This window comes from Hydrogenophaga pseudoflava, from assembly GCF_004353865.1.
Taxonomy (GTDB): domain Bacteria; phylum Pseudomonadota; class Gammaproteobacteria; order Burkholderiales; family Burkholderiaceae_C; genus Hydrogenophaga; species Hydrogenophaga pseudoflava.
Genome location: NZ_CP037867.1, coordinates 2,724,610 through 2,744,925, shown reverse-complemented (window position 1 = coordinate 2,744,925; position 20,316 = coordinate 2,724,610). Strand labels below are relative to the sequence as shown.

Annotated in this window: 21 protein-coding genes; 8 read left to right on the top strand and 13 right to left on the bottom strand. The window is 63.2% G+C overall.

What is annotated here, in order from left to right:
• The first annotated feature begins 68 nt into the window (after window positions 1–68).
• The 8 genes from HPF_RS13180 to HPF_RS13150 all read left to right on the top strand — a co-directional run bounded on the left by HPF_RS13180 (window position 69) and on the right by HPF_RS13150 (window position 7,708).
• Window positions 69–581, top strand: a complete 513-nt coding sequence (locus HPF_RS13180; RefSeq protein ID WP_133156845.1) for a hypothetical protein — start codon at window positions 69–71, stop codon at window positions 579–581.
• A gap of 178 nt (window positions 582–759) precedes the next feature.
• Window positions 760–2,808: a PQQ-dependent dehydrogenase, methanol/ethanol family gene (locus HPF_RS13175; RefSeq protein WP_243721779.1), complete on the top strand. Its 2,049-nt coding sequence runs from the start codon at window positions 760–762 to the stop codon at window positions 2,806–2,808.
• A 186-nt stretch (window positions 2,809–2,994) separates the two neighbouring features.
• Entirely contained in the window at window positions 2,995–3,489 is a 495-nt protein-coding gene (locus HPF_RS13170; RefSeq protein ID WP_060984654.1) for a hypothetical protein, read from the top strand.
• Window positions 3,490–3,605: 116 nt separating this feature from the next.
• The gene (locus tag HPF_RS13165; protein WP_243721579.1) at window positions 3,606–4,061 is read left to right on the top strand and encodes a DUF2147 domain-containing protein; all 456 of its coding nucleotides are present in this window, start codon (window positions 3,606–3,608) and stop codon (window positions 4,059–4,061) included.
• A gap of 14 nt (window positions 4,062–4,075) precedes the next feature.
• Entirely contained in the window at window positions 4,076–4,444 is a 369-nt protein-coding gene (locus HPF_RS13160; protein ID WP_060984658.1) for a copper resistance CopC family protein, read from the top strand.
• Window positions 4,445–6,625, top strand: coding sequence for a c-type cytochrome (locus tag HPF_RS13155; RefSeq protein ID WP_066786158.1), 2,181 nt, complete (start codon window positions 4,445–4,447; stop codon window positions 6,623–6,625).
• Between the two features lie 124 nt (window positions 6,626–6,749).
• A complete protein-coding gene (locus HPF_RS23660; RefSeq protein ID WP_156445181.1) occupies window positions 6,750–6,923 on the top strand; it encodes a hypothetical protein in 174 nt (57 codons plus the stop codon).
• 32 nt (window positions 6,924–6,955) lie between these two features.
• Window positions 6,956–7,708, top strand: a complete 753-nt coding sequence (locus tag HPF_RS13150; protein ID WP_060986774.1) for a glucose 1-dehydrogenase — start codon at window positions 6,956–6,958, stop codon at window positions 7,706–7,708.
• 290 nt (window positions 7,709–7,998) lie between these two features.
• Here HPF_RS13150 and HPF_RS13145 read toward each other — a convergent pair whose 3' ends face one another.
• The 13 genes from HPF_RS13145 to HPF_RS13085 all read right to left on the bottom strand — a co-directional run bounded on the left by HPF_RS13145 (window position 7,999) and on the right by HPF_RS13085 (window position 20,310).
• Entirely contained in the window at window positions 7,999–8,442 is a 444-nt protein-coding gene (locus tag HPF_RS13145; RefSeq protein ID WP_060986775.1) for a PaaI family thioesterase, read from the bottom strand.
• On the bottom strand, window positions 8,439–9,317 hold the full coding sequence (locus HPF_RS13140) for an SDR family oxidoreductase (RefSeq protein ID WP_060986776.1): 879 nt from the start codon (window positions 9,315–9,317) through the stop codon (window positions 8,439–8,441). The genes HPF_RS13145 and HPF_RS13140 overlap by 4 nt, the downstream gene beginning before the upstream one ends.
• Window positions 9,314–10,177, bottom strand: coding sequence for an SDR family oxidoreductase (locus tag HPF_RS13135; RefSeq protein ID WP_060986777.1), 864 nt, complete (start codon window positions 10,175–10,177; stop codon window positions 9,314–9,316). The genes HPF_RS13140 and HPF_RS13135 overlap by 4 nt, the downstream gene beginning before the upstream one ends.
• An 11-nt stretch (window positions 10,178–10,188) precedes the next feature.
• Complete coding sequence (locus HPF_RS13130; RefSeq protein WP_066690443.1) at window positions 10,189–11,787, bottom strand: acyl-CoA carboxylase subunit beta; 1,599 nt, start codon at window positions 11,785–11,787, stop codon at window positions 10,189–10,191.
• 24 nt (window positions 11,788–11,811) lie between these two features.
• Complete coding sequence (locus HPF_RS13125; RefSeq protein WP_165961700.1) at window positions 11,812–12,231, bottom strand: acyl-CoA carboxylase biotin carboxyl carrier protein subunit; 420 nt, start codon at window positions 12,229–12,231, stop codon at window positions 11,812–11,814.
• An 80-nt stretch (window positions 12,232–12,311) separates the two neighbouring features.
• On the bottom strand, window positions 12,312–13,790 hold the full coding sequence (locus HPF_RS13120) for an acetyl-CoA carboxylase biotin carboxylase subunit (RefSeq protein WP_133156844.1): 1,479 nt from the start codon (window positions 13,788–13,790) through the stop codon (window positions 12,312–12,314).
• Window positions 13,791–13,819: 29 nt separating this feature from the next.
• The gene (locus HPF_RS13115) at window positions 13,820–15,025 is read right to left on the bottom strand and encodes an ABC transporter substrate-binding protein (RefSeq protein ID WP_060986781.1); all 1,206 of its coding nucleotides are present in this window, start codon (window positions 15,023–15,025) and stop codon (window positions 13,820–13,822) included.
• A 41-nt stretch (window positions 15,026–15,066) separates the two neighbouring features.
• Complete coding sequence (locus tag HPF_RS13110) at window positions 15,067–15,501, bottom strand: hypothetical protein (protein ID WP_066786160.1); 435 nt, start codon at window positions 15,499–15,501, stop codon at window positions 15,067–15,069.
• On the bottom strand, window positions 15,498–15,692 hold the full coding sequence (locus tag HPF_RS13105; RefSeq protein ID WP_133156843.1) for a hypothetical protein: 195 nt from the start codon (window positions 15,690–15,692) through the stop codon (window positions 15,498–15,500). The genes HPF_RS13110 and HPF_RS13105 overlap by 4 nt, the downstream gene beginning before the upstream one ends.
• A gap of 52 nt (window positions 15,693–15,744) precedes the next feature.
• Window positions 15,745–16,791: a branched-chain amino acid ABC transporter permease gene (locus HPF_RS13100; RefSeq protein ID WP_060986783.1), complete on the bottom strand. Its 1,047-nt coding sequence runs from the start codon at window positions 16,789–16,791 to the stop codon at window positions 15,745–15,747.
• Complete coding sequence (locus tag HPF_RS13095; RefSeq protein ID WP_060986784.1) at window positions 16,791–17,663, bottom strand: branched-chain amino acid ABC transporter permease; 873 nt, start codon at window positions 17,661–17,663, stop codon at window positions 16,791–16,793. The genes HPF_RS13100 and HPF_RS13095 overlap by 1 nt, the downstream gene beginning before the upstream one ends.
• Entirely contained in the window at window positions 17,663–19,531 is a 1,869-nt protein-coding gene (locus HPF_RS13090; protein WP_060986785.1) for an AMP-dependent synthetase/ligase, read from the bottom strand. Before HPF_RS13090 ends, HPF_RS13095 begins: the two co-directional genes overlap by 1 nt.
• Window positions 19,528–20,310: an ABC transporter ATP-binding protein gene (locus HPF_RS13085; RefSeq protein WP_060986786.1), complete on the bottom strand. Its 783-nt coding sequence runs from the start codon at window positions 20,308–20,310 to the stop codon at window positions 19,528–19,530. Before HPF_RS13085 ends, HPF_RS13090 begins: the two co-directional genes overlap by 4 nt.
• Window positions 20,311–20,316: the final 6 nt, after the last annotated feature.

Below are 20,316 nucleotides of genomic sequence, written 5' to 3'. Positions count from 1 at the left end.
TCCGAATACTGGGTTCCGCGCTGCTTGCAGTGGCCGCGGCATCCGCTTGGGCTCATGGCGGGGTCGGCATGGAGGACGACAAGTGCGTCTTGCGTGTCGGCAATAGCAGGACGGCTGACGCCCATTTTGCCGGCTACCAGCCCGAGCATCGGGCCAGTCAGGAGTTCTGCGAGGACATTCCCGAGGTCGGGCGTGCGGTGATGGTGATTGACTTCATCCAGCCCGCATTGCGCGAACGCGTGGTGGAGTTCCGGATACTTCGTGATGCCAGCGGGAAAGAGGCCATGGCGCGCTACGAGGATCTCGGTGACGCGGGCCGTATTGCGGCAGAGACCGTCGTGGCGCTGCCGGCCAAGACCTATCCGCGCGGCACCGTCACGCTGGATCACCGCTTCAGCGCAGCTGGATGGTATATCGGACTGCTCAGCGCGACCGACCCGGCCACCGGAAAGACCGAACATTCGGTGTTTCCGTTTCGGGTCGGAGTGCGCAATTATTGGAAGTACCTGCCATTTCCGCTGGTCTTGATGGGCGTGGCGCTGCTCCTGTACCGGTTCACCAGACCGCGGCGCAGAACCTGAATCACGGACATACCTCAAGACTCAAAACCAAAAAGGAGACAGCATGAAAAAAGGAGACACAATGAAGCATGGCTTCGATACGGTGGGTGGCGTCCGTCAAGGGAAAGCCGCCAAACGACCCGCAATCGCCGTGATGTTCGCAGTGGTTTCGCTGCTCGCCATGGCAGCGCCGGCTGCCATGGCCGAGGCGGCGAAGGGCTCGAAGGCGCACATTGCAGCCGTGACCAAGAAGGTCGATGGCGCATTCATCCGCGCCAACGAGGCGCGCACCAACGACTGGCCCAGCTACGGCCTGGACTATGCCGAGACCCGCTTCTCGCGCCTGAACCAGATCAATACCGCCAACGTAAAAGACATGGGACTGGTCTGGTCGTACAACCTCGAATCGACGCGCGGCGTTGAGGCCACACCGCTGGTGGTGGACGGCATCATGTATGTCAGCGCCTCGTGGAGCATTGTTCATGCGATCGATGTGCGCACCGGCAAGCGCATCTGGACCTTTGATCCCAAGGTGCCGCGCGAGATCGGCTACAAAGGATGCTGCGATGTGGTCAACCGTGGCGTCGCCCTGTATGAAGGCAAGGTCTATGTCGGTTCGTTCGACGGCCGCCTGATCGCGCTCGATGCGGCGAGCGGCAAAAAGGTCTGGGAAAAAGACACCATCATTGATCGCAAGTTCAGCTACACCATCACTGGTGCGCCGCGCGTGTTCAAGGGCAAAGTCATCATTGGCAACGGTGGTGCCGAATACGGCGTGCGCGGCTACATCACCGCCTACGATGCCAAGACCGGTGACCAGAAATGGCGCTGGTTCACGGTACCGGGCGATCCGAGCAAGCCGTTCGAGGATGAGTCCATGGCCAAGGCGGCCAAGACCTGGGATCCCAGTGGCAAGTACTGGGAAGCCGGGGGTGGCGGCACCGCCTGGGACACCCTGACCTTCGACCCCGAGCTCAACCTGATGTATGTGGGCACCGGCAACGGCTCGCCCTGGGCCCGCAGCAAACGCAGCCCCGCGGGCGGCGACAACCTTTATCTCGCATCCATCGTCGCGCTCGACCCCGACACCGGCAAGTACGTCTGGCACTACCAGCAGACCCCGGGCGACAACTGGGATTTCACTTCGACCCAGCCGATGATCCTGGCCGATCTGAAGATTGACGGCAAGCCGCGCAAGGTGATCCTGCATGCGCCGAAGAACGGCTTCTTCTTCGTGATCGACCGCACCAACGGCAAGTTCATCTCGGCGAAGAATTTCGTTGACGTGAACTGGGCCAGCGGCTATGACAAGGACGGACGCCCGATCGAAACGCCCATTGCGCGCGTGGCTGACCGGCCGCGCGAGATCATTCCCAGCGCCTTAGGTGCACACAACTGGCATTCGATGTCATTCAACCCGCAGACCGGGCTGGCCTACTTGCCGGCGCAGAGTGTGCCGCTCACGCTGATGGACAACAAGGACTGGACGTTCAACGGCGTGCGTCCGGGCGAACCGCAAAGCAACACGGGCTGGAACATAGCGACATTTGCCAACGTCGAGCCACCCAAGAGTGCCCCGTTCGGCAGGCTGATCGCCTGGGATCCGGTGCAGCAGAAGGCTGCCTGGACGCAGGAGCATGTGTCGCCGTGGAACGGCGGCACGCTGACCACCGCGGGCGATCTGGTGTTCCAAGGCACGGCCGACGGCCGCTTCATTGCCTTCAACGCGCGCAACGGCGAGAAGCTCTGGGAATCACCCACCGGAACCGGCGTGGTGGCTGCGCCATCCACCTACCTGGTGGACGGCAAGCAGTATGTGTCGATTGCGGTAGGCTGGGGCGGCTCATATGGATTGGACAGACGCGCCACCGACCGGCAGGGACCGGGCACGGTGTATACCTTCGCGGTCGGCGGCAAGGCGCCGATGCCCGAGTTCGTGAAGTACCGCATGGAAGAGCTGGTGGCTGGCGTGAAATACGACCCGGCCCAGGTGCCGGCCGGCACCGCGCTGTATGTCAGCAATTGCGTGCTTTGCCACGGCGTGCCGGGTGTTGACCGCGGCGGCAGCATTCCCAACCTGGGCTACATCGGGGCCGCCTATATCGAGAACCTGGACAAGTTCGTCTTCAAGGGTCCGGCCATGAGCCGGGGCATGCCTGACTTCACGGGCAAACTGAGCGCGGACGAGGTGGAGAAGATCAAGGCCTTCATCCAGGGAACGGCAGACGCGATACGTCCCCAGAAATGACCGTTGGCGCGAAGGAATGCCACGGGTGTCCATGTGCGAGTGCGAGTGCGTCAGCGCACGCACCGCCGAGGAGCGGAAGTCGCTGTGCAGGCTTGCATGCGCGCAGCGGATGACGGGCCGACGGTTCTTGCAGAGCTTTCGTGCCCGGTCGCTTGCCATGCTTGGTCAGAATACAAGGAGTCAACGATGAAATCGAAGCTGGGTGTTCGCAAGGTCTGTCTCGCTGCCCTGATCGGGGCGCTGGGCGCAACGGTGGCCGTGGCGGGAGAGCACGCGCACCATGGCCATGGCGCCAGTGGGAGTGTCCGCAAAGGCGAGGCGCTGGACGTGAAGGCCTTGCCATCGCTGCGCATCGTGTCGCCGCTTGCCGGGGCGCAGCTCGGCCCCGACATCAAGGTCGAATTCGAGACCGGCGCCGATCTGGAGCAGATGACGATGGGCGCCAAGACCGTTGGCGTTCACCTGCACGTTGACATCGATGGCACCTCGCTGATGCCGACGATGAGGGAACTCGCGCGCGTGGGCAAGAACCGCTACCGCTACGTTTTTGACCTGCCGCTCGAAGCGGGCGCGCACGTCATCAGCGTGTACTGGTCCGATGCATCCCACAAGACCATCGAATCATCGGTACAGAAGGTAAGTGTGGTGGTCGTTCCGAATCGGGGCAAGGTCAAGCCATAAACATACAGTCAGATCGTCCCTGAGATCAATGGATACGGGTGCAAATAGTCAGCAAAGCAATAGCGCCGTCGGCCAATGGAGTCGTTTCCCGATTACCCACAATGAAAGAAAACCTCATGGAAATCGAAAAAACATTGAAAAGCGCACTCGCTATCGCTTTACTTGCTTGGGTAGCCGTTCCTGCTTTTGCGCAGGACACACCCGTCGGGCTCTGGAAGACGATTGACGACGACGGCAAGACCGTAAAGACATTGATCCGCATCAGCGAATCGGCTGGCGTGATCAGTGGCACCATAGAAAAGCTGCTAGACCCGAAGGCGGCGACCGTCTGCGCGAAATGCACCGATGAGCGCAAGGACAAAGCGGTGGTCGGGATGATGATTATTCGCGGCATCAAGCGCAATGCCGAGGATGTCACGCTGTGGGACGGCGGAGAGGTGCTCGACCCAGAGAACGGGGCGACCTACCGGCTGCGTCTGCGGCCCGCCGACGGGGGCAAGAAGCTCGAGGTTCGAGGCTATATCGGTGTGCCAATGCTAGGGCGCTCGCAAACCTGGGTGCGCGCAGAGTGAACGCCCGGCGCGAGATGGCTTCGTGTCTCGTCGCGGTGCTGGCCCTGGCCGGCACCAGCGCAGCCTGGGCGCATGCGGCGCTGGTCAAGTCGGAGCCGGCGCGCCGAGCCACGCTATCGAAGCCGCCGCCGCAGGTGCGGCTGTGGTTCAACGAGCGGCTGGAGCCCGCGTACGCAACGATCAGCGTGATCAGGGACGGCGCCGGTCCGGTCGCAACGTCGAAGGCCCAGGTGGACAAGGACGACCCCAAACTGCTGGTCCTGCCCTTGCCCGTGCTCGTGCCGGGTGCCTATACCGTGAAATACCGGGTGCTCTCGGTCGATGGCCACACCGTCGACTATGGCTATACCTTCAGCGTCGAGAGCGGCGGCGCCGGCAAGTAGATGGAATGGCTCGGCACCATGCTGCGCTGGCTGCAGCTGACCAGCGGCGTGGTGCTGCTCGGCGGCTTTGCGCTGCTGCTGCTGGCTCCTGCAGATCACACCAGCCCGGCGGCCACACGTTGGCGACGTGTTGTCATGGCGGTCGCGCCCTGGTTGTTGGCCCTGTCGCTGGTCGCCGCTGTCGGTCTGCTGATGCTGCAGGCGGCCTCGGTCAGCGGCCGCGGCGAAGCCGTCTTTGAAGGGGCCGAATGGCTGCGGCTGCTGGAGCGGACCCGCTACGGCGCGGTCTGGCAGGTGCGGCAGGCCATCGCCTTGCTCATGCTGCTGCTCTTGCTCGCACGCGAACCCCTGTTCACCCGGTTCGGTGAGCGGGCCGTCACGGTGGCGCTGCTGGGCCTGGCGGTGGCGATGAATGCGAGCGCCGCATTTTCCGGGCACGGTGCCGCGACCGAGCCGGTCTGGCTGGCAGGAACCGGCCATGCGCTGCACCTGCTGGCAGCAGGCGCCTGGGCCGGCGCGCTGCCGGCACTGGCCTACGGCGTGTACCTGGCGGCCAGCGGACACGATCCCCTTTGGCGCCCGATGTTTGCCTTGCTGCTGCGCCGCTTCTCGCTGCTGGCCACCATTTGTGTGGCCCTGATCGTTGCCTCCGGCCTGCTCATCACCTATTTGCAGTTTGGCGCACCCACGCGTTGGCCGGCCCGCAGCGATGACCTCTTGGGCGGCCTGATGACGGTGATCGAACGCAGCTTCGCGCCCTTGCTGAGCACCCCGTTCGGCCTGCAGGTGCTGGCCAAGCTGGTGCTGCTGGCGCTGGTGCTGCTGTTGGCGGCGCGGATTCGCTGGGTCTGGATGCCCCGCCTGGGCAGCGGCGCGCACGGGCAGGGCGGCGTGTGGCGCGCGGTGGCTGGTCTGCTCAGGGTTGAGCTCGGCATCGTGATGCTGATCCTTGTTTTTGCGGCCGGGCTGACTGGCACGCTGCCCGCGGCCCATGACCAGATGGTCTGGCCGCTGCCGTTTCGCTTGTCGATCGCGGCCAACTGGGGCCAGAAGGGGGTGGCGCTCAAGGTCGCGGGGGCCGCACTGCTGGCGCTCGGGGGGCTGGCCGTGCTGTGGCATACCGCCTGGTCGGGCGCTGGCGGCAATGTGACCCCGGGGGGGCGCCGTATCCGTCTGGGGGCTGCCGCGCTGGCAACTGTCGCGGGGCTGGTCTTTGGGCTGCACACGCTGTCGGTGCCTGCCTACCCCGACACCTACCGGCGCACCGATATCAGCTACAACGCGGTGTCGGTGGCGCGCGGTGCGGCGCTGTTCTCCCGGCACTGCATCAGCTGCCACGGTGCGGGAGGCAAGGGGGACGGGCCGCTGGCGGCCCGCCTGCCCGCCAAGCCTGTGGACCTCACCGAGCCGCATACAGCGCTGCACACGGCCGGCGACCTGTTCTGGTGGCTGACCCACGGCAAGCCGCAAACCGCCATGCCCGGCTTCGCCCAGGAGATGACGCCCGAGCAGCGCTGGGACGTCGTGAACTTCCTGCGCGCCTTCTCCGCCGGGTTTCAGGCCCGCATCCTGACGCCACAGATCGTGCCCGGCCAGCCCTGGCTCGGCCCACCCGACTTCGACTTCGTGGATCAGTTCGAGCAAACGGGTTCGCTCAAGACTTACCGGGAGAACAAGGAGAGCAAGGCTGTGTCGCGGGAGTCGGGGATCTGCCAGTCCAACCCCACGCCGCTGCTCAATGAAGAGAGGGAGAACAAGGCCGTGTTGCTGGTTTTTTACTCCTTGCCCTTTTCGGAGCAGCGCCTCGGCAAACTGGCGAGTGCTTATCCTCAGCTAAGAGCGCGCGACACGGAGGTGCTGTCCATCGCGCTGCCGGGAACGAAGCCGCCGTCCGTTCGGTTGCCGTTTCCGCTGGTGACGGACGGGGCGCAGGAGGCAGCGGCTGCCTACTTGTTGTTCAGGCGCACGCTGGGCAACGCCGGCAAGACCGTGCTGGGGGAGGTCCCGCCGCACATGGAGCTGCTGATCGACCGCTTCGGCTATGTGCGTGCGCGCTGGCTGCCGCAAGATGGCGAGGAGCAAAATGACGCGTGGCGCGACCTGCAGTTCCTGCAGCGCCAGATCGAACAGATCCACCGCGAGCCGGCGATCCTGCCGCCGCCTGATGAGCATGTGCATTGAGCGGTGTCGCGCGACGCCACCCGAGCGCCACGGCGTCCGGGTGCCGGAGGCTGATGCATGACCAAAGGCAAGATTCACAAAGGTGAGACAGTAAGTAGCTGTCGCAACCGAAGCGAGGGAACCAATGAGCGAATTGATCACATCAGAACAATTGCCGCTGTGGATTCCGGGCGAGCTGACCGCGGACATCCCCGGCAAGACCACCACCGTGTACTTCTACATGGCCGGTCTCGGTGCCTACCGGCATCGGCTCAGCGAGGTCAAGAACCAGGGCTACCAGGGTTTCAAGTTGCAGTAAGGCATTTTCGCCATATCAACCAAGTAGAGATCATGAAACGTGTACAGGACAAAGTCATTCTCGTCACCGGCGGCGCCATGGGCATGGGGCAGTCGCACTGCGAATTGCTCGCCTCGCAGGGTGCCTGGGTGTTTGTTGCCGACATGGATGCGGCCAAAGGCCAGGCCACGGTGGACGGTATTCGAAAAAATGGCGGCAAGGCCGATTTCATTTCGCTCAACGTCACGAAGGAAGCGGACTGGAACGCCGCGGTGAGCCGGATCGTCGAACGCGCGGGCCGCATCGACGTCCTGATCAACAATGCCGGCATCCTGATCCTCAAGCCCGTGCAGGACACCACCAGCGAGGAGTGGGATCGCATCTTCGACGTCAACGTGCGCGGCGTCTTCATCGGCACGCGCGCCGTGATCCCGGCCATGCAAAGGAACGGTGGGGGCAACATCATCAACATCTCGTCGATTTACGGCCTGGTCGGCGCCCCCAGCGCCAGTGCTTATGAGGCCTCGAAGGGGGCGGTCCGCCTGTTCACCAAGTCCTGCGCGGTGGACCTGGCGCCCTTCAACATCCGCGTCAACTCGGTGCATCCGGGTGTGATCGAGACGGCCATGACGAAGGATCTGCTGTCCACCCCGGAGATGCGTGCGGCCGTTCTCGGGCCGACGCTGCTCAAACGTCCCGCCAAGCCGATCGAGGTGTCGCAGGCGGTGCTCTTCCTCGCGTCCGACGAATCGTCCTTTGTGCACGGCGCGGAACTGGTGGTCGATGGCGGGTACACCGCCAACTAATCCCCTCCAACCGCAAACCTTGCTGGCGGAAACCTTCGGGGCGTCGGCCGGTTCCCTGCGGTCGGCGTTCTTGCACAAGCAACAGAATTTCCAACCAAGGGAGGCACCCAAATTCAGGGAGCGGCCAATCAACGGCTTTTCATGACGGGATTGGCTGAAAGAAAGTTCGTACTGCCTTCTGATGCGCACCGGCGCTCCCGCGCCTTATGCGCAGAGTCGCCCCTGGAAATGATCGAAGTCGAACTCCCGCCGCCGGGGCCCGGCCAGGTGCTGGGCGAGGGCGTCACCGATCAGATGCTTTTGACCAGCGACTTGGTATAGATGCGGTAGGTGCCGATGCCGCGCGAAACGATGTCACCGTCGAGTGCATCGAGCGTTACTTTCACGGAGACGTAGGCCAGTGTCTTGCCGATGTGGTCTGGCGTTGCCGATGCAAATAGAATCCCCGCGTTGACCGCACGCATGAAATCCACGGTGAGCGTGACCGTCACGGACGACTGTATAAGCTGGCCGCTGCCAGGGATGGGCCGGTCAATCAGCGATCTGCCCCCGACCGCATCGAGTAAAGTCAAGGGCACGCCGCCGTGCAGCACGCCGTGGGGGTTGAGGTGGTCGCGCCGGATCGGCAGCTGGAAATACAGGCCGCGCTCGTTGTGCAGGATGTCGTATCCCACGAGCTGCTGAAACGGCCCGTGGAAGTAACTTGCCGGCGCAGAAGGGTCTTGCGCGCTCAAGTGGGTTCCACTTTGAAATAGTCCGGCTTGCCGGCAGGCCAGAACTCACCCCACAACAGCATTCCGCCCTCGACATTGAGCACCTCGCCGGTGATGAATTTGCCGGATGGCCCCGCCAGGTACACCACCGCTTCGGCGATGTCCTGCACGTCGCCGGCGCGTTTCATCGGGTTGCAGGAATAAAAGGTGGCAACGTTTTCTTCCCGGTAATTGTTGAAGCCGTTGCTTTCGATGGCTCCGGCGCCGATGCAGTTGAGGCGGATGCCGTGTTCGGCCCACTCGATGGCCAGCGTGCGCGACAGCGCGATCACGCCGGCGCGCGAAGCGGTGGTGTGCGCCATGCCTGTGAGGCCGCGGTCGATGGCGGCGGTGATGTTGACGATGTTGCCGGGCCGACCCTGCTCCACCCAACGCTTGGCCGCACCTTGCATCATGTACCAGGTGCCGTTCAGGTTGGTGTCGATCACGGCGTTCCAGCCTTTGACGGTGAAGTCCATCGCATGGGCGGCGAACTGGCCGCCAGCATTGTTGACCAGCACGTCGATGCCACCGAAACGCTCCCAGACCGCGGCCAGCAGGGCGTCCACCTGCTCGGGGTCGCGGATCGTCATGGGGTAGATGAACACCTCGCGGCCCGAAAGCGCCCGCAGTTTTTCGGCGCAGTCCTCAAGCTTGTCGGCCTTGCGCCCGCAAAGGGCAACCGTGGCGCCAAGTCGCGCAAACAGGAAGGCGATGGCCTTGCCGATGCCGCTGCCGGCGCCCGATACCAGCACCACCTTGCCGGCGAAAAGGTCGTCGCGATAAACCGTGGGCAACGCGGCCAGGGCTTCGTCGCCCGGGCCGAACCTGGGGTGTTGTGTGGCGGCCGAATTCATGTGCTCACCTTGAAGTAGTCGGGTTTGGCGATGGTCCAGGCCTCGCCCCAGAGCACACCGCCGCCATCCACCGTGAGCAGCTCGCCCGTGATGAACTTGCCGCTGGGCGCGCTGAGGTACACCACGGCTTCGGCGACGTCCTGCACGTCGCCGACATGCTTCATCGGGTTGGCTCCGGCGAAGGCTTTCACCGCCTCGGGTGAATACTGCCGGAAGCCCGTGCTGGCAATCGCGCCTGGTGCGATGCAGTTGACCCGGATGCCGTATTGCGCCCACTCCACCGCGACCGTCTTGGACAGGTAGGTGACCGCGGCGCGCGCGGCGCAGGTGTGGGCCACGCCCGGCATGCCGCGCTGGAAGGTGGCGACGATGTTGACGATGTTGCCCTGGGTGCCGGTGTCCCGCCAGCGGCGGGCCAGTGCCTGCATCATGTACCAGGTGCCGTTGAGGTTGGTGTCGATCACCGCTTTCCAGCCCTTGACGCTGTAGTCCAGCGCCCGCTGCGGAAACTGCCCGCCGGCATTGTTGACCAGTACGTCAACGCGGCCAAAGTGCCGCCAGACAACGTCGATCAACTGTTCGACCTGCTCGGGCTCGCGAATGTTGGTGACTTGCACCAGAACGTCGGGGCTGCCCAGCCGGCGCAACCACTCGGCGCAGGATTCGAGTTTGGCCGGGTCTCGACCGCAGATCACGAGCCGGGCACCGAGCCGTGCGTAGAGGAAGGCAATCGCCTTGCCGATGCCGCTGCCAGCGCCGCTGACGATGGCCACCTGCCCGGCGAAGAGTCTTGGCTGGTAGACGGTGGGACGGGCGGCGAGGGCCTCGTCGTCGAATCCGAAGGGAGTGGGTTCGGTCATGGGGCGCGCCTTTAGAAACGGAAGATACCGTAGCGCGGATCGGCGATGGGCGCGTGCGATGCCGCTGACAGGGCCATGCCCAGCGCATTGCGGGTATCGACTGGCGCCAACAGTCCATCGTCCCACAGGCGCGAGGTGCCGAAATAGGCGTTGGACTCGCGCTCCGCCTTTTCGTAGACCCGTTGCCGCAGTGCCTTCATTTCATCCGCGTCGGGTTCGTTCCCCTTGCGCCGCAACTGTGCGATTTTTACGTCGGCCAGGGTGTTTGCCGCCTGCTCTGGCCCCATCACGCCCATATGCACGTTGGGCCAGGCCCAGAGCATGCGCGGGTCCCAGGCACGGCCGCACATGCCGTAGTAGCCGGCGCCGAAGGCGGCGCTGGTGATGACCGTGAACTTGGGTACCTCACTGCCAGCCTGGGCCATCAGCATTTTTGCGCCGTCCTTGGTGATGCCTTCCATTTCGTAGCTGCGGCCTATCATGTAGCCGGTGGTGTTTTGGAGAAACAGCAGTGGCGTGCGGTTCTGGTTGCACAGCGAGATGAAGTGCGCCGCTTTCTTGGAGCTGTCGCTGAACAGCACGCCGTTGTTGGCCAGGATGCCCACGCGGTAGCCCCAGATGTAGGCGTAGCCACAGATCAGCGTGGTGCCGTAGGCCGGCTGGTATTCGTGGAAACGGCTGCCATCAACGATGCGGGCAATGAGCTCGCGCTGATCGAACTGAACCTTATGGTCGGGCGAAACGATGCCATGGATTTCGTCCGGGTCGTAGTAGGGCGCCTCGGGCTCGCGCTCGGGCAGGAAGCTGCGCGTCGGCGGCTTGAACTGGGCCACGATCTCGCGGCAGATTTCAAACGCATGCGCTTCGCTGTCGGCTGGATAGTCCACCGTGCCTGAAACCTGGGTGTGCAGGTCGCAGCCGCCGATCTCGTCAGCGGTGTGCTCCTCGCCGGTGGCAGCCTTGACCAGCGGCGGGCCGCCCAGGAACACCCCGCCGGTGCCACGCACGATGATGCTGTAGTCGCACAGCGCCGGAATGTAGGCGCCGCCGGCCGTGCAGTGGCCGAAAACGATGGCGACCTGCGGTACGTTGGCTTTCGACAGCAGGCACTGGTTGCGGAAAACCTTGCCGCCCTCGATGTACACGCCCGAGAGTTCTTCGAGAAAGGCGCCGCCGCTGTCGCACAGGTGGATCACCGGCAAATGGTTTTCCAGCGCGATGTCGAGCAGGCGGCTGAGCTTGCGCGGCGTCAGGGTGTACCAGACGCCGCCCTTGACGCTGGAGTCGTCGGCGTGGATCAGCACTTCACGGCCACTGACCACACCCAGGCCGGTGACGACGTTGGCGCCCGGGACCTCGCCGTTGTAGTCATCGCAGGCAGCCAGGGCCGAGAATTCGAGGAAGGGCGTGCCGGGGTCGAGCAGCAGATCCAGGCGCTCGCGCACCAGCAGCTTGCCCTGATCGCGCACACGCTTGATCTCGTGCGCCGGGCGCTGGTGGCGGGTGATCTGCATGCGCTCACGGTACTTCGCGACAATGGCTGTCATTGCCTTGTAGTTGCCACGGTACGCCGGGGACGAAGTGTCGATGCGGGATTCGATACGTTTCATGGTGTGAGTCAAACGTGTTGGGGCTCAGGCGTCGGCCAGCGTCAACAAAATTGCCTTGAGGCCGAAGGTGGCGCCAACGCCAAAATGCACGGCCTGTATGCGCGCCTCGCGGGGCGCGAACAGCGTGGTTTCGAGCTTCATGCTCTCGATCACCATCAGCGGCTGGCCGGCGTTCACCATGTCGCCCTCGCACACCTGGACGGCGATGACGGTCCCGGGCATCGGTGCGACCAGTGTGTCGGACGCGCCGGTGCGGGCTTGTCCGGCACCACCCGCGGCGTCCACCGTCTCGATCTCGATGGCGCCGCTGAGGTTGCTGTGCAAGAAAGCCGACTTTTCACTGCAAGCGACCCAGACAGCGTGTTCCTGTCCGTCGATGTGGAAGCGCTGGCGGCCGTCGGGCAGTCCTTCGGCGCGCGCGTCAATGCGACGACCGTCTCGCACAATGGAAAATCCTCCATGGATGCTGCGGGTTACCACAACGTCATGGGTTTGTCCGTCTATCAGGTAGCGTCGGCGCATCGTCAATTCCTCCAGGCACCCATTGCGGCATGCATCGAGGGCACGCTGCGCACCGAGCGCAGCAACTCGCGATCAGACAGCACGGCCGCGACGATGGCCATGTCGGTGTCGGCCTCGCTCTGAGGTGGGGCGCGCAGCTCGTCGGCGCAGCGCGTCAGCATGCCGGTGTCGGCTCGGCCTTCCATGAATTCGGGGTGCAGCAGAACACGGGTCAGGTAGCGCGCATTGGTGGTCAGGCCCAACAGCACGGTGTCCTGCAGCGCGTGCACTGAACGCGCGATGGCCTCGTCGCGCGTGGCGCCGTGGCAGATGATTTTGGCGATCATCGGGTCAAAGGCGGCGGTCACGGCCTGGCCTTCGCGCACGCCTGAGTCGACGCGCACGCCAGGCCCCGCAGGCGCTTGCCAGCGCAGGATTTTGCCGATGGCCGGGCGGAAGTCATGCGCCGCGTCCTCGGCATAGAGCCGGCACTCAATGGCATGGCCTTGCTGCGCGATATCGGACTGGGCGAAGGCCAGTGGCTCGCCGCGCGCCACCCGCACCTGCTCGCGCACCAGGTCGATGCCCGTGACCATCTCGGTCACCGGGTGCTCGACCTGCAACCGCGTGTTCATCTCCAGAAAATAGAACTCGCCACCGGCGCCATAGATGAATTCAACCGTGCCGGCGCCGCGGTAGCCGCATGCGCGGGCAATGCCCGCCGCAGCCTCGCAGATATCGAGCCGCTGCTTGCCGGTCAGCGCGGGCGAGGGGGTTTCCTCGATGATCTTCTGGAAGCGCCGCTGCACCGAACATTCGCGTTCCCACAGGTGGACAACCTGGCCGAATTCATCGCCCAGCACCTGCACCTCGATGTGGCGCGGGCGCTCGACGTAGCGTTCGACGAACAGGCGGCCGTCGCCAAAGTAGCGCTCGCCCTCGCGGCGCGCGGTGGCAACCTCGGCCTCGAGCTGGGCCAGGTCGCGCACGATGCGCATGCCCTTGCCGCCACCACCTGCCGAAGGCTTGATCAGCAGCGGAGAGCCCACCTGGCGGGCGCGTTCGAGAAAAGTCGCCGGGTCCTCGTCCTCGATCGCGCCAGGCGCGACGGGAAATCCGCGTTCGGCCACAAAGTTGCGGGCACGCACCTTGTCACCCATCAGCTCAATGGTGTCGGCACGCGGCCCGATGAACACGATGCCTGCCTGCATCAGAGCACGGGCAAAATCCGCGTTCTCGGACAAGAAGCCGTAGCCGGGGTGTACCGCCTGCGCCCCCGTGCTGCGGCAAGCTTCGACGATTTGGGCGATGTCGAGGTAGGCTGCCACCGGCGTCGCACCGTGCAGCTCGACGACCTGGTCGGCTTCGAGTACAGCCGGACTACCGGCATCCACCGCATGGTGAGCAACCACGGTGGAAAGCCCCATGGCCTTCAGACTGCGGTGAATCCGCAGCGCGATTTCCCCCCGGTTGGCGATCAGAACTTTTTGGAATACCGGCATATGAGGACAGGTCAATGGCGACGCAGGTATCAGTCAAGCACCGGCAGGGGCTCGGATGCACGCTCGAATCGGGCGTTCTTGGCATCTGAGCGCAATACCAGAATACTGCTTGGCGAGTGGCGAACTCCGGGCGCGAAGCTGATCGGTGATGCCAGGCCATCGGTGCTGAAGTTTTTTGTCGCTTCGAGCTTGTCGACCACGCAGGCGCGCGTCAATGCCTTGCCACAGCGTTTGATGGCATCTTCCATCAACAGCGCGCCAACGTAGGCCGTGATCGAGTAGCGGTTGAGCGATTTCAGCTCGTCTGATGAAAGGTACTTCTGGGCCAGTCCCATGAACTTGGCCATCCCCGGGACAGACAGGTCTGTCAGAGGCGGCACGTAGTCGGCGACGAAGTAGCCATCTCCCGCGGCGCCGGCGAGCGCCTGCACCGGGGTCAGATGGGCCGAGTGCACCGCCAGAATGGTCAGCGGCATCTGGTTTTTGGCAGCTTCCTTCATCAGCATGGAGTGCTCGGCCACCACGCCACCCGACAAGAGGAAGGTCGCTCCGGCCTGCTTCAGGCTGAGCATCTCGGCCGAGAAATCCTTGGTGCCGCGTTTGAAGGAGATATCGGACACGCTGTTGAGTCCGAGTTCCTTGACGGCCTTCTGGTAGCCACAACGCACGTCGCTGCCGAACTCGTCGTCCTGGTAGACGATCGCGAACTTCTCCTTCTGCAGCTTCCTGCTCGTCACCATGGACTTCATCGCGGTGCTGACCTCCTGGCAATAGGTGGGCCCGACCACGAACACGGTCTTGTTGGGTGGCGTGAAATGCGCTGCCGCCACCGCCATGGCGTTGATCGTCGGGATCTGCTGCTCGTTGATGTAGGGAAGCATCGCCTGCAACATCGCCGACCCCGAGGTGCCGACGAGCCCGAAGATGTTCTCGACCTCGACCAGTTTCTTGACGCCTTGCAAGGCGCGCTGTGGCACGTAGCCGTCGTCGTCCTGGCGGATATCCACCTTGCGGCCGTTGATGCCTCCGCGAGCGTTAACGTCTTGTTCCCACACCCTCAAGGCGAGCATATGGGCCTTGCCCAGCAGGCTTGGCGGGCCGCTGACGGGCGTCACCGAGCCGAGAACGATCTTGGTGTCGGTCACGCCAGGCTCCGCTGCTACCGGTGTTGCGGCAAGGCCGACCGCAATGCCGATCAGGCTGGCGACCGCGAGTCTGTTGAGTTTTTGAATCATGAAAGGTACTCCTCTATCAATGGGTGAGACGTGGATGGAGCTCATTGCTCGACGAGAAAATCGAATGCACGTTCGAACTTGCCAGTGGTCACGTTAGCCTTCAGCAGGATGGGGCGCGTGCCGGACTGGTGGATATTGGGTCCAAACGTGAGCGGCGCCATGATCCCGTCGCGGTTGAAATTTTTCGTTTGCCGCAACTTCTCGACCACGCAGGCCCGCGACGGGTTGTTGCCACAGGCGACCAGGGTCGCTTCCACGAGTTGCGCGCCGACATGTTGGGTCTGCGGGTATCGAATCAATGGCTTTAATTCGTCCGCGCTCAAGTGCTTGTGGGGCTGTGCGGCTCGCCTGCCGATGCACTGTTCCTTCACGGCTTGGGCGTGTTCACATTGGAGCTCAGTGCCGAGACTATCCTTCTGGCAGACCAGTCCAAACTTGGTGCTCTGCAGTTCTTGAGAAATCACCAGATGTTTCATGCTCGCAGCGACCTCGTGGAATAGGTCACACCGATATTGAACAGCGTCTGGAGCGGCGGATTGCCGATGATGCTCTGCGGTCCTCTGAGCGGAATCACCACACCAAGCACTTTTTCGCTGGTCACAACTGGATCGGCTGCATGAGCGCTACCAAGGGAATAGCGGATGGCCAACGTGTGGATTTTTCGCATCTCAGGTTTCCTTTTGAGCATCAGCAGCGGCGGTCGTCCCCCGCCGCGGTGCTTAGAAGCGGAAGGGCCAGTTGGTCCAGTAGTGCTTGATGTCGCGCCAGCGTCCCACCAACCCGTCGGGTTCAAAGCGCAGGAACAGCACGATCGCGAGCCCGTATATCACGCCTTTGATTTCGTAGGCGGCAGTGGAGCCCGACCCGCCGAAGCTGGCGCCGATCATGCCGAACACAAAACCCAGTCCTTCATTCAGCAAGACGATAAAAGCAGTGCCGAGCAAGGCTCCGGCCACCGTGCCGAGTCCACCGACGATGAGCATCGAGAGTGCCTCGATCGATATCAGCAGGCTGAAGCTGTCGACATTCAGGTAGCGTGTGTAAAACGCCAGCAGTCCGCCGGCGATTCCCGTGTAGAAGGCGCTGATCATGAACGCCAGCAACTTGTAGCGGATCAGGTTGACGCCCATCGCCTTGGCGGCGATGTCATGCTCTCGAATGGCCAGGAAAGCCCGGCCGATGCGACTGCGCAGGATGTTCAGGGTAATGAAGGTGAACACCACCAGGAATGCGAGAACCACGTAGTAGTAACCGCGCTCGGCGCCAAGTGGGTGGCCGAACAAGGAGGGCTGCGGGACCGTCAGGCCTTCCGACCCACCCGTGAGGGTGCCGCCATTGAGAATCAGATGGTTGATGATCACGGCGAAGGCCATTGTCGTAATGGCCAGGTACAGGCCCTTGAGCCGCAGCGACGGTATGCCCACGATGACGCCCGCGATGGCTGCGCTCACGCCGCCGGCCAATATGGCCGGCGGCATTGACCAACCCAGCTTGCTGGCCACGATGCCGGCCGTGTAGGCGCCGACCGCCAGAAACCCGGAGTGCCCGAGCGAGATCAGCCCGGTGGTGCCGGTCAGCAGATTGAGGCCCAGCACCCCCACCGCCGTGATCAGGAGCAGCAGCAGCACAGATACGTAGTACGTGGGCAACACCAGCGGCGCCGCGAGCAGGAACGCCACCAGCACACATGACCAGAAGACGACAGCGACCGAGTCGGTCAGTGCCAGCAGTTCCCGATAGTTTTGCTTGAAATTTCCGCTACGCATCAGACACGCTCGATATCAGGTTTGCCGAACAGGCCGTAGGGTCTGACCATGAGGACGACGAGAATAAGGACAAAACCGGCGATTTCTTTCATGCCGCGGCCAATGTAACCTTCGGACAGGTTTTCGACGACGCCGATCAGAACGCCACCCAGCGCGGCACCGAACACCGAGTCCAGTCCGCCGAGAATCACCGCCGGAAAGCTGCGCAGACCCGTTGTCCACATGCCGGGATTGACGTCGTAGATGACGCCGATCAGCACACCGGCAATGGCGGCGAGACCGGCCGACAGGGCCCACGACAGCGCGAAAATGCGCTTGACATTGATCCCCATCAGCAGCGCCGCGGTCTGCAGGTTGGCGGTCGCGCGCATCGCGATGCCGACCCGTGAATAGCGGAAGAAGGCCCAAAGACCGACCAGCACCGCGGCCATGAGTCCCAAGGCGTAGAGTTGTGCCGGGTACAGACCGGCCGGCCCGATCCTGATGACTTCGGTGGACAGGCCTGTATTCAGCGGCATCGGGTCGGCGCCCCAGATGAGCACGACTACCGAGCGCAGAATCACGGCCAGCCCGATGGTCACCATCACCGTCGAAAAGACCGGCTGGCCGAGCATGGGCCGGATCAGCAAAACCTCGACCACCAGACCGATCAGTACCGAGATCGCCACCGTTGCCGCGAGCATCGGCCAGAAGCCAAAGTGCAAGGTGCCCGCCAGGGTGAATGCGATGTAGGACACCAGCATCATCATCTCGCCCTGGGCGAAGTTCACCACGCCGGTGGCGCGGTAGATCATCGCAAAGCCCATGCCGATGAAGCCATAGATCAGACCGACGGCCATACCGGAAATGAGCAGCTGAAGAAAATAGTCCATCAGGCAGTTCCCCCGCCGTAAATGATCGCGATCTCGCGAGAAAAAGTCTTTTCGATCACGTTGCGGCGCACTTTCTGGGTGGCGGTGAGTTCACCGTCATCGTGGTCGAGTTCCTTTTCCAGGATCAGGAACTTGCGGATATTTTCGACTCGCGCAAACAGTTTGTTGACGCGCTTGACGTCTTCGTCGATCAGCTCGCGCACCTCGGGCAGCAAGGCCAGGCTCTTGTAGGTGGTGTAGGCCAGCTTGCGCTCCTGTGCCCACTTGCCCACCGTTTCGTAGTCGATCTGGATCAGCGCGGACAGAAAATGGCGGCCGTCGCCCAGAATGATGGCTTCGCGCACGTACAGGCTGTCCTTGAGTGCGTTCTCGATTTCGGACGGGGCGATGTTCTTTCCCCCGCTGGTGATGATGATGGCCTTCTTGCGGTCGAGGATCATCAGTTCGCCGTTGTCGGCGAGTGCCACGATGTCGCCGGTGTGCAGCCAGCCATCGACCACGGTCTTGGCGGTGGCGCCATCGTCGTGGAGATAGCCCTTGAACACGGCGGGGTGCTTGACGATCAGCTCGCCGTCGTCGGCGATCTTCCAGTTCAGGCTGTCGATCGGCAGTCCGGTGGCGCCCAGCCTGGCCGCTTTTTCATGCTGGAAGAAGACCACCCCCCCGGACTCGGTCATGCCGTACACCTGGAACACCGGAAGACCGAGGACGCGGAAAAACTTCAGCACTTCGGGCGAGACGCTGGCGCCGCCGCAGAACCCGCAGCGCATGCGGTCCAGACCGATGAACTTTTGCAGGTTGCGAAACATCACCAGCCAGAGCAGGAAGAACTGCAGCCGGTCGGAGAGTGAGCGCCGTCCTCCTCGTGCCTCGACGCGCTCGAACAGCCGCTGTCCGGCCGCCATGCAGCGCGAGAAGGCCCAGCGTTGAAAGCGCGAGGCGTCCTGCATGCGGATCAGAATGCCTTGCTGCAATTTCTCCCAGATGCGCGGCACGCCCAGAAACACCGTGGGCGCAATCTCGCGCAAATTGACGGCGACGGTGTCGATCGATTCGGCGTAGTTGACCACGCCGCCAGTGAGCAGGTGCAAAACGGTCGAGAAGGCGCGTTCCGCCACGTGGCACAGCGGCAGGTAGCACACCACCTCGTAGTTGTGACGGTCCAGCCTGAAATGGGTCTTGAGCTTGTCCACCGTGACGATCAGGTTGCGGTGTGAGAGCATTGCGCCCTTTGGGGGTCCGGTGGTTCCCGAGGTGTAGACGAGCATGCATGTGTCGTCGGGCTGGGTTTGCTCAATGGCACGATCAAATGCTCTCGCGTTCTCGGGCGACGATGCAAAGTACTGGTCGCCGAGTTCGAGTACATCCTCGAACGACATCAGCTTGTCGAGCTTGTAGCCGCGCATGCCTTTCATGTCGGCGCAGATGATCTTTACCACATCGGGCAAACCGGTCGCGTGCTTGTCCATCGCATCGAGCACCTTGTCCACCTGCTCCTGGTCGCCGCAGACCACGAACTTGCTGTTCGAGTGATGCACGATGTACTGTAGTTCCGGCCACGGATTGGTGGGATAGATCCCCACCACCACGCCGCCGATGGCCTGCGTGGCCAGGTCGGCGAACATCCACTCCGGGCTGTCCTCGCTGGCGATGGCCAGCCGGTCGCCCTTGTCGAAGCCCAGGGACTTCAGTCCCAGGGCGAAGCGGCGCGCCGTTTCGAAATAGTGCTGCCAGGTCATCCGGTTCCAGATGCCGTAGTCCTTTTCTCGAAAGGCCAGCGAATCCGGAGTGCTCTGCGCCCAATGCTGCAAGAGTTGGGGGAGGGTGGCGTTGCCGTCGCGCAGCTTGGCGTCCAGGGCGTAGATCACGCAGCCTCCTTTGTTTTGCTGCCCAGGTAGGCGTCGATCACCGCCGGGTTGGCCGATATCTCGGCGGGCGTGCCTTCGCCGATCTTGCGCCCGAAGTTGAGCACACAGATACGGTCGGAGATGTCCATCACGATGCCCATGTCATGCTCGACCATCAGCACCGAGATCCCGAGCTCGTCGCGGATGTCGAGCACGAAGCGGGCAATGTCTTCGGTTTCTTCGCTGTTCATTCCCGACACCATTTCGTCCAGCAGCAGCAGCTTGGGTTGCGTGGCCAGTGCGCGCCCGAGTTCGACCCGCTTTTGAAGCCCGTAGGACAAGGTGCCCACCGGCATGTTGCGGACCTCCTCGATTTCCAGAAAATCGATGATCTCCTCGACCTTGCGGCGGTGCTCCATTTCCTCGCGCCGCGCCCGCCCGAAGAACCAAGAGGCATCCAGCACATTCGTGGCCATGTGGCAATGGCGACCTACCAGAAGGTTGTCCACCACGCTGGCATGCTTGAATACTGCCAGGTTCTGGAAAGTTCGGCCGATGCCGATGGCGGCCAGACGATGCGCGGGCACACCCGTGATGTCGTGGCCGTCGAAATGCACCGTGCCGCTGCTGGGCTTGACCACACTGCTGATCATGTTGAACGTTGTCGTCTTGCCGGCCCCGTTGGGGCCGATCAGCGAATAGATCTCGCCGCGCTTGACGTGAAAGCTGACGCCGGCCACGGCCTCGACGCCGCCGAAGCGCTTGGACAGGGTTTCGACCCTCAGCAAATCGTCGTTCATGATGCT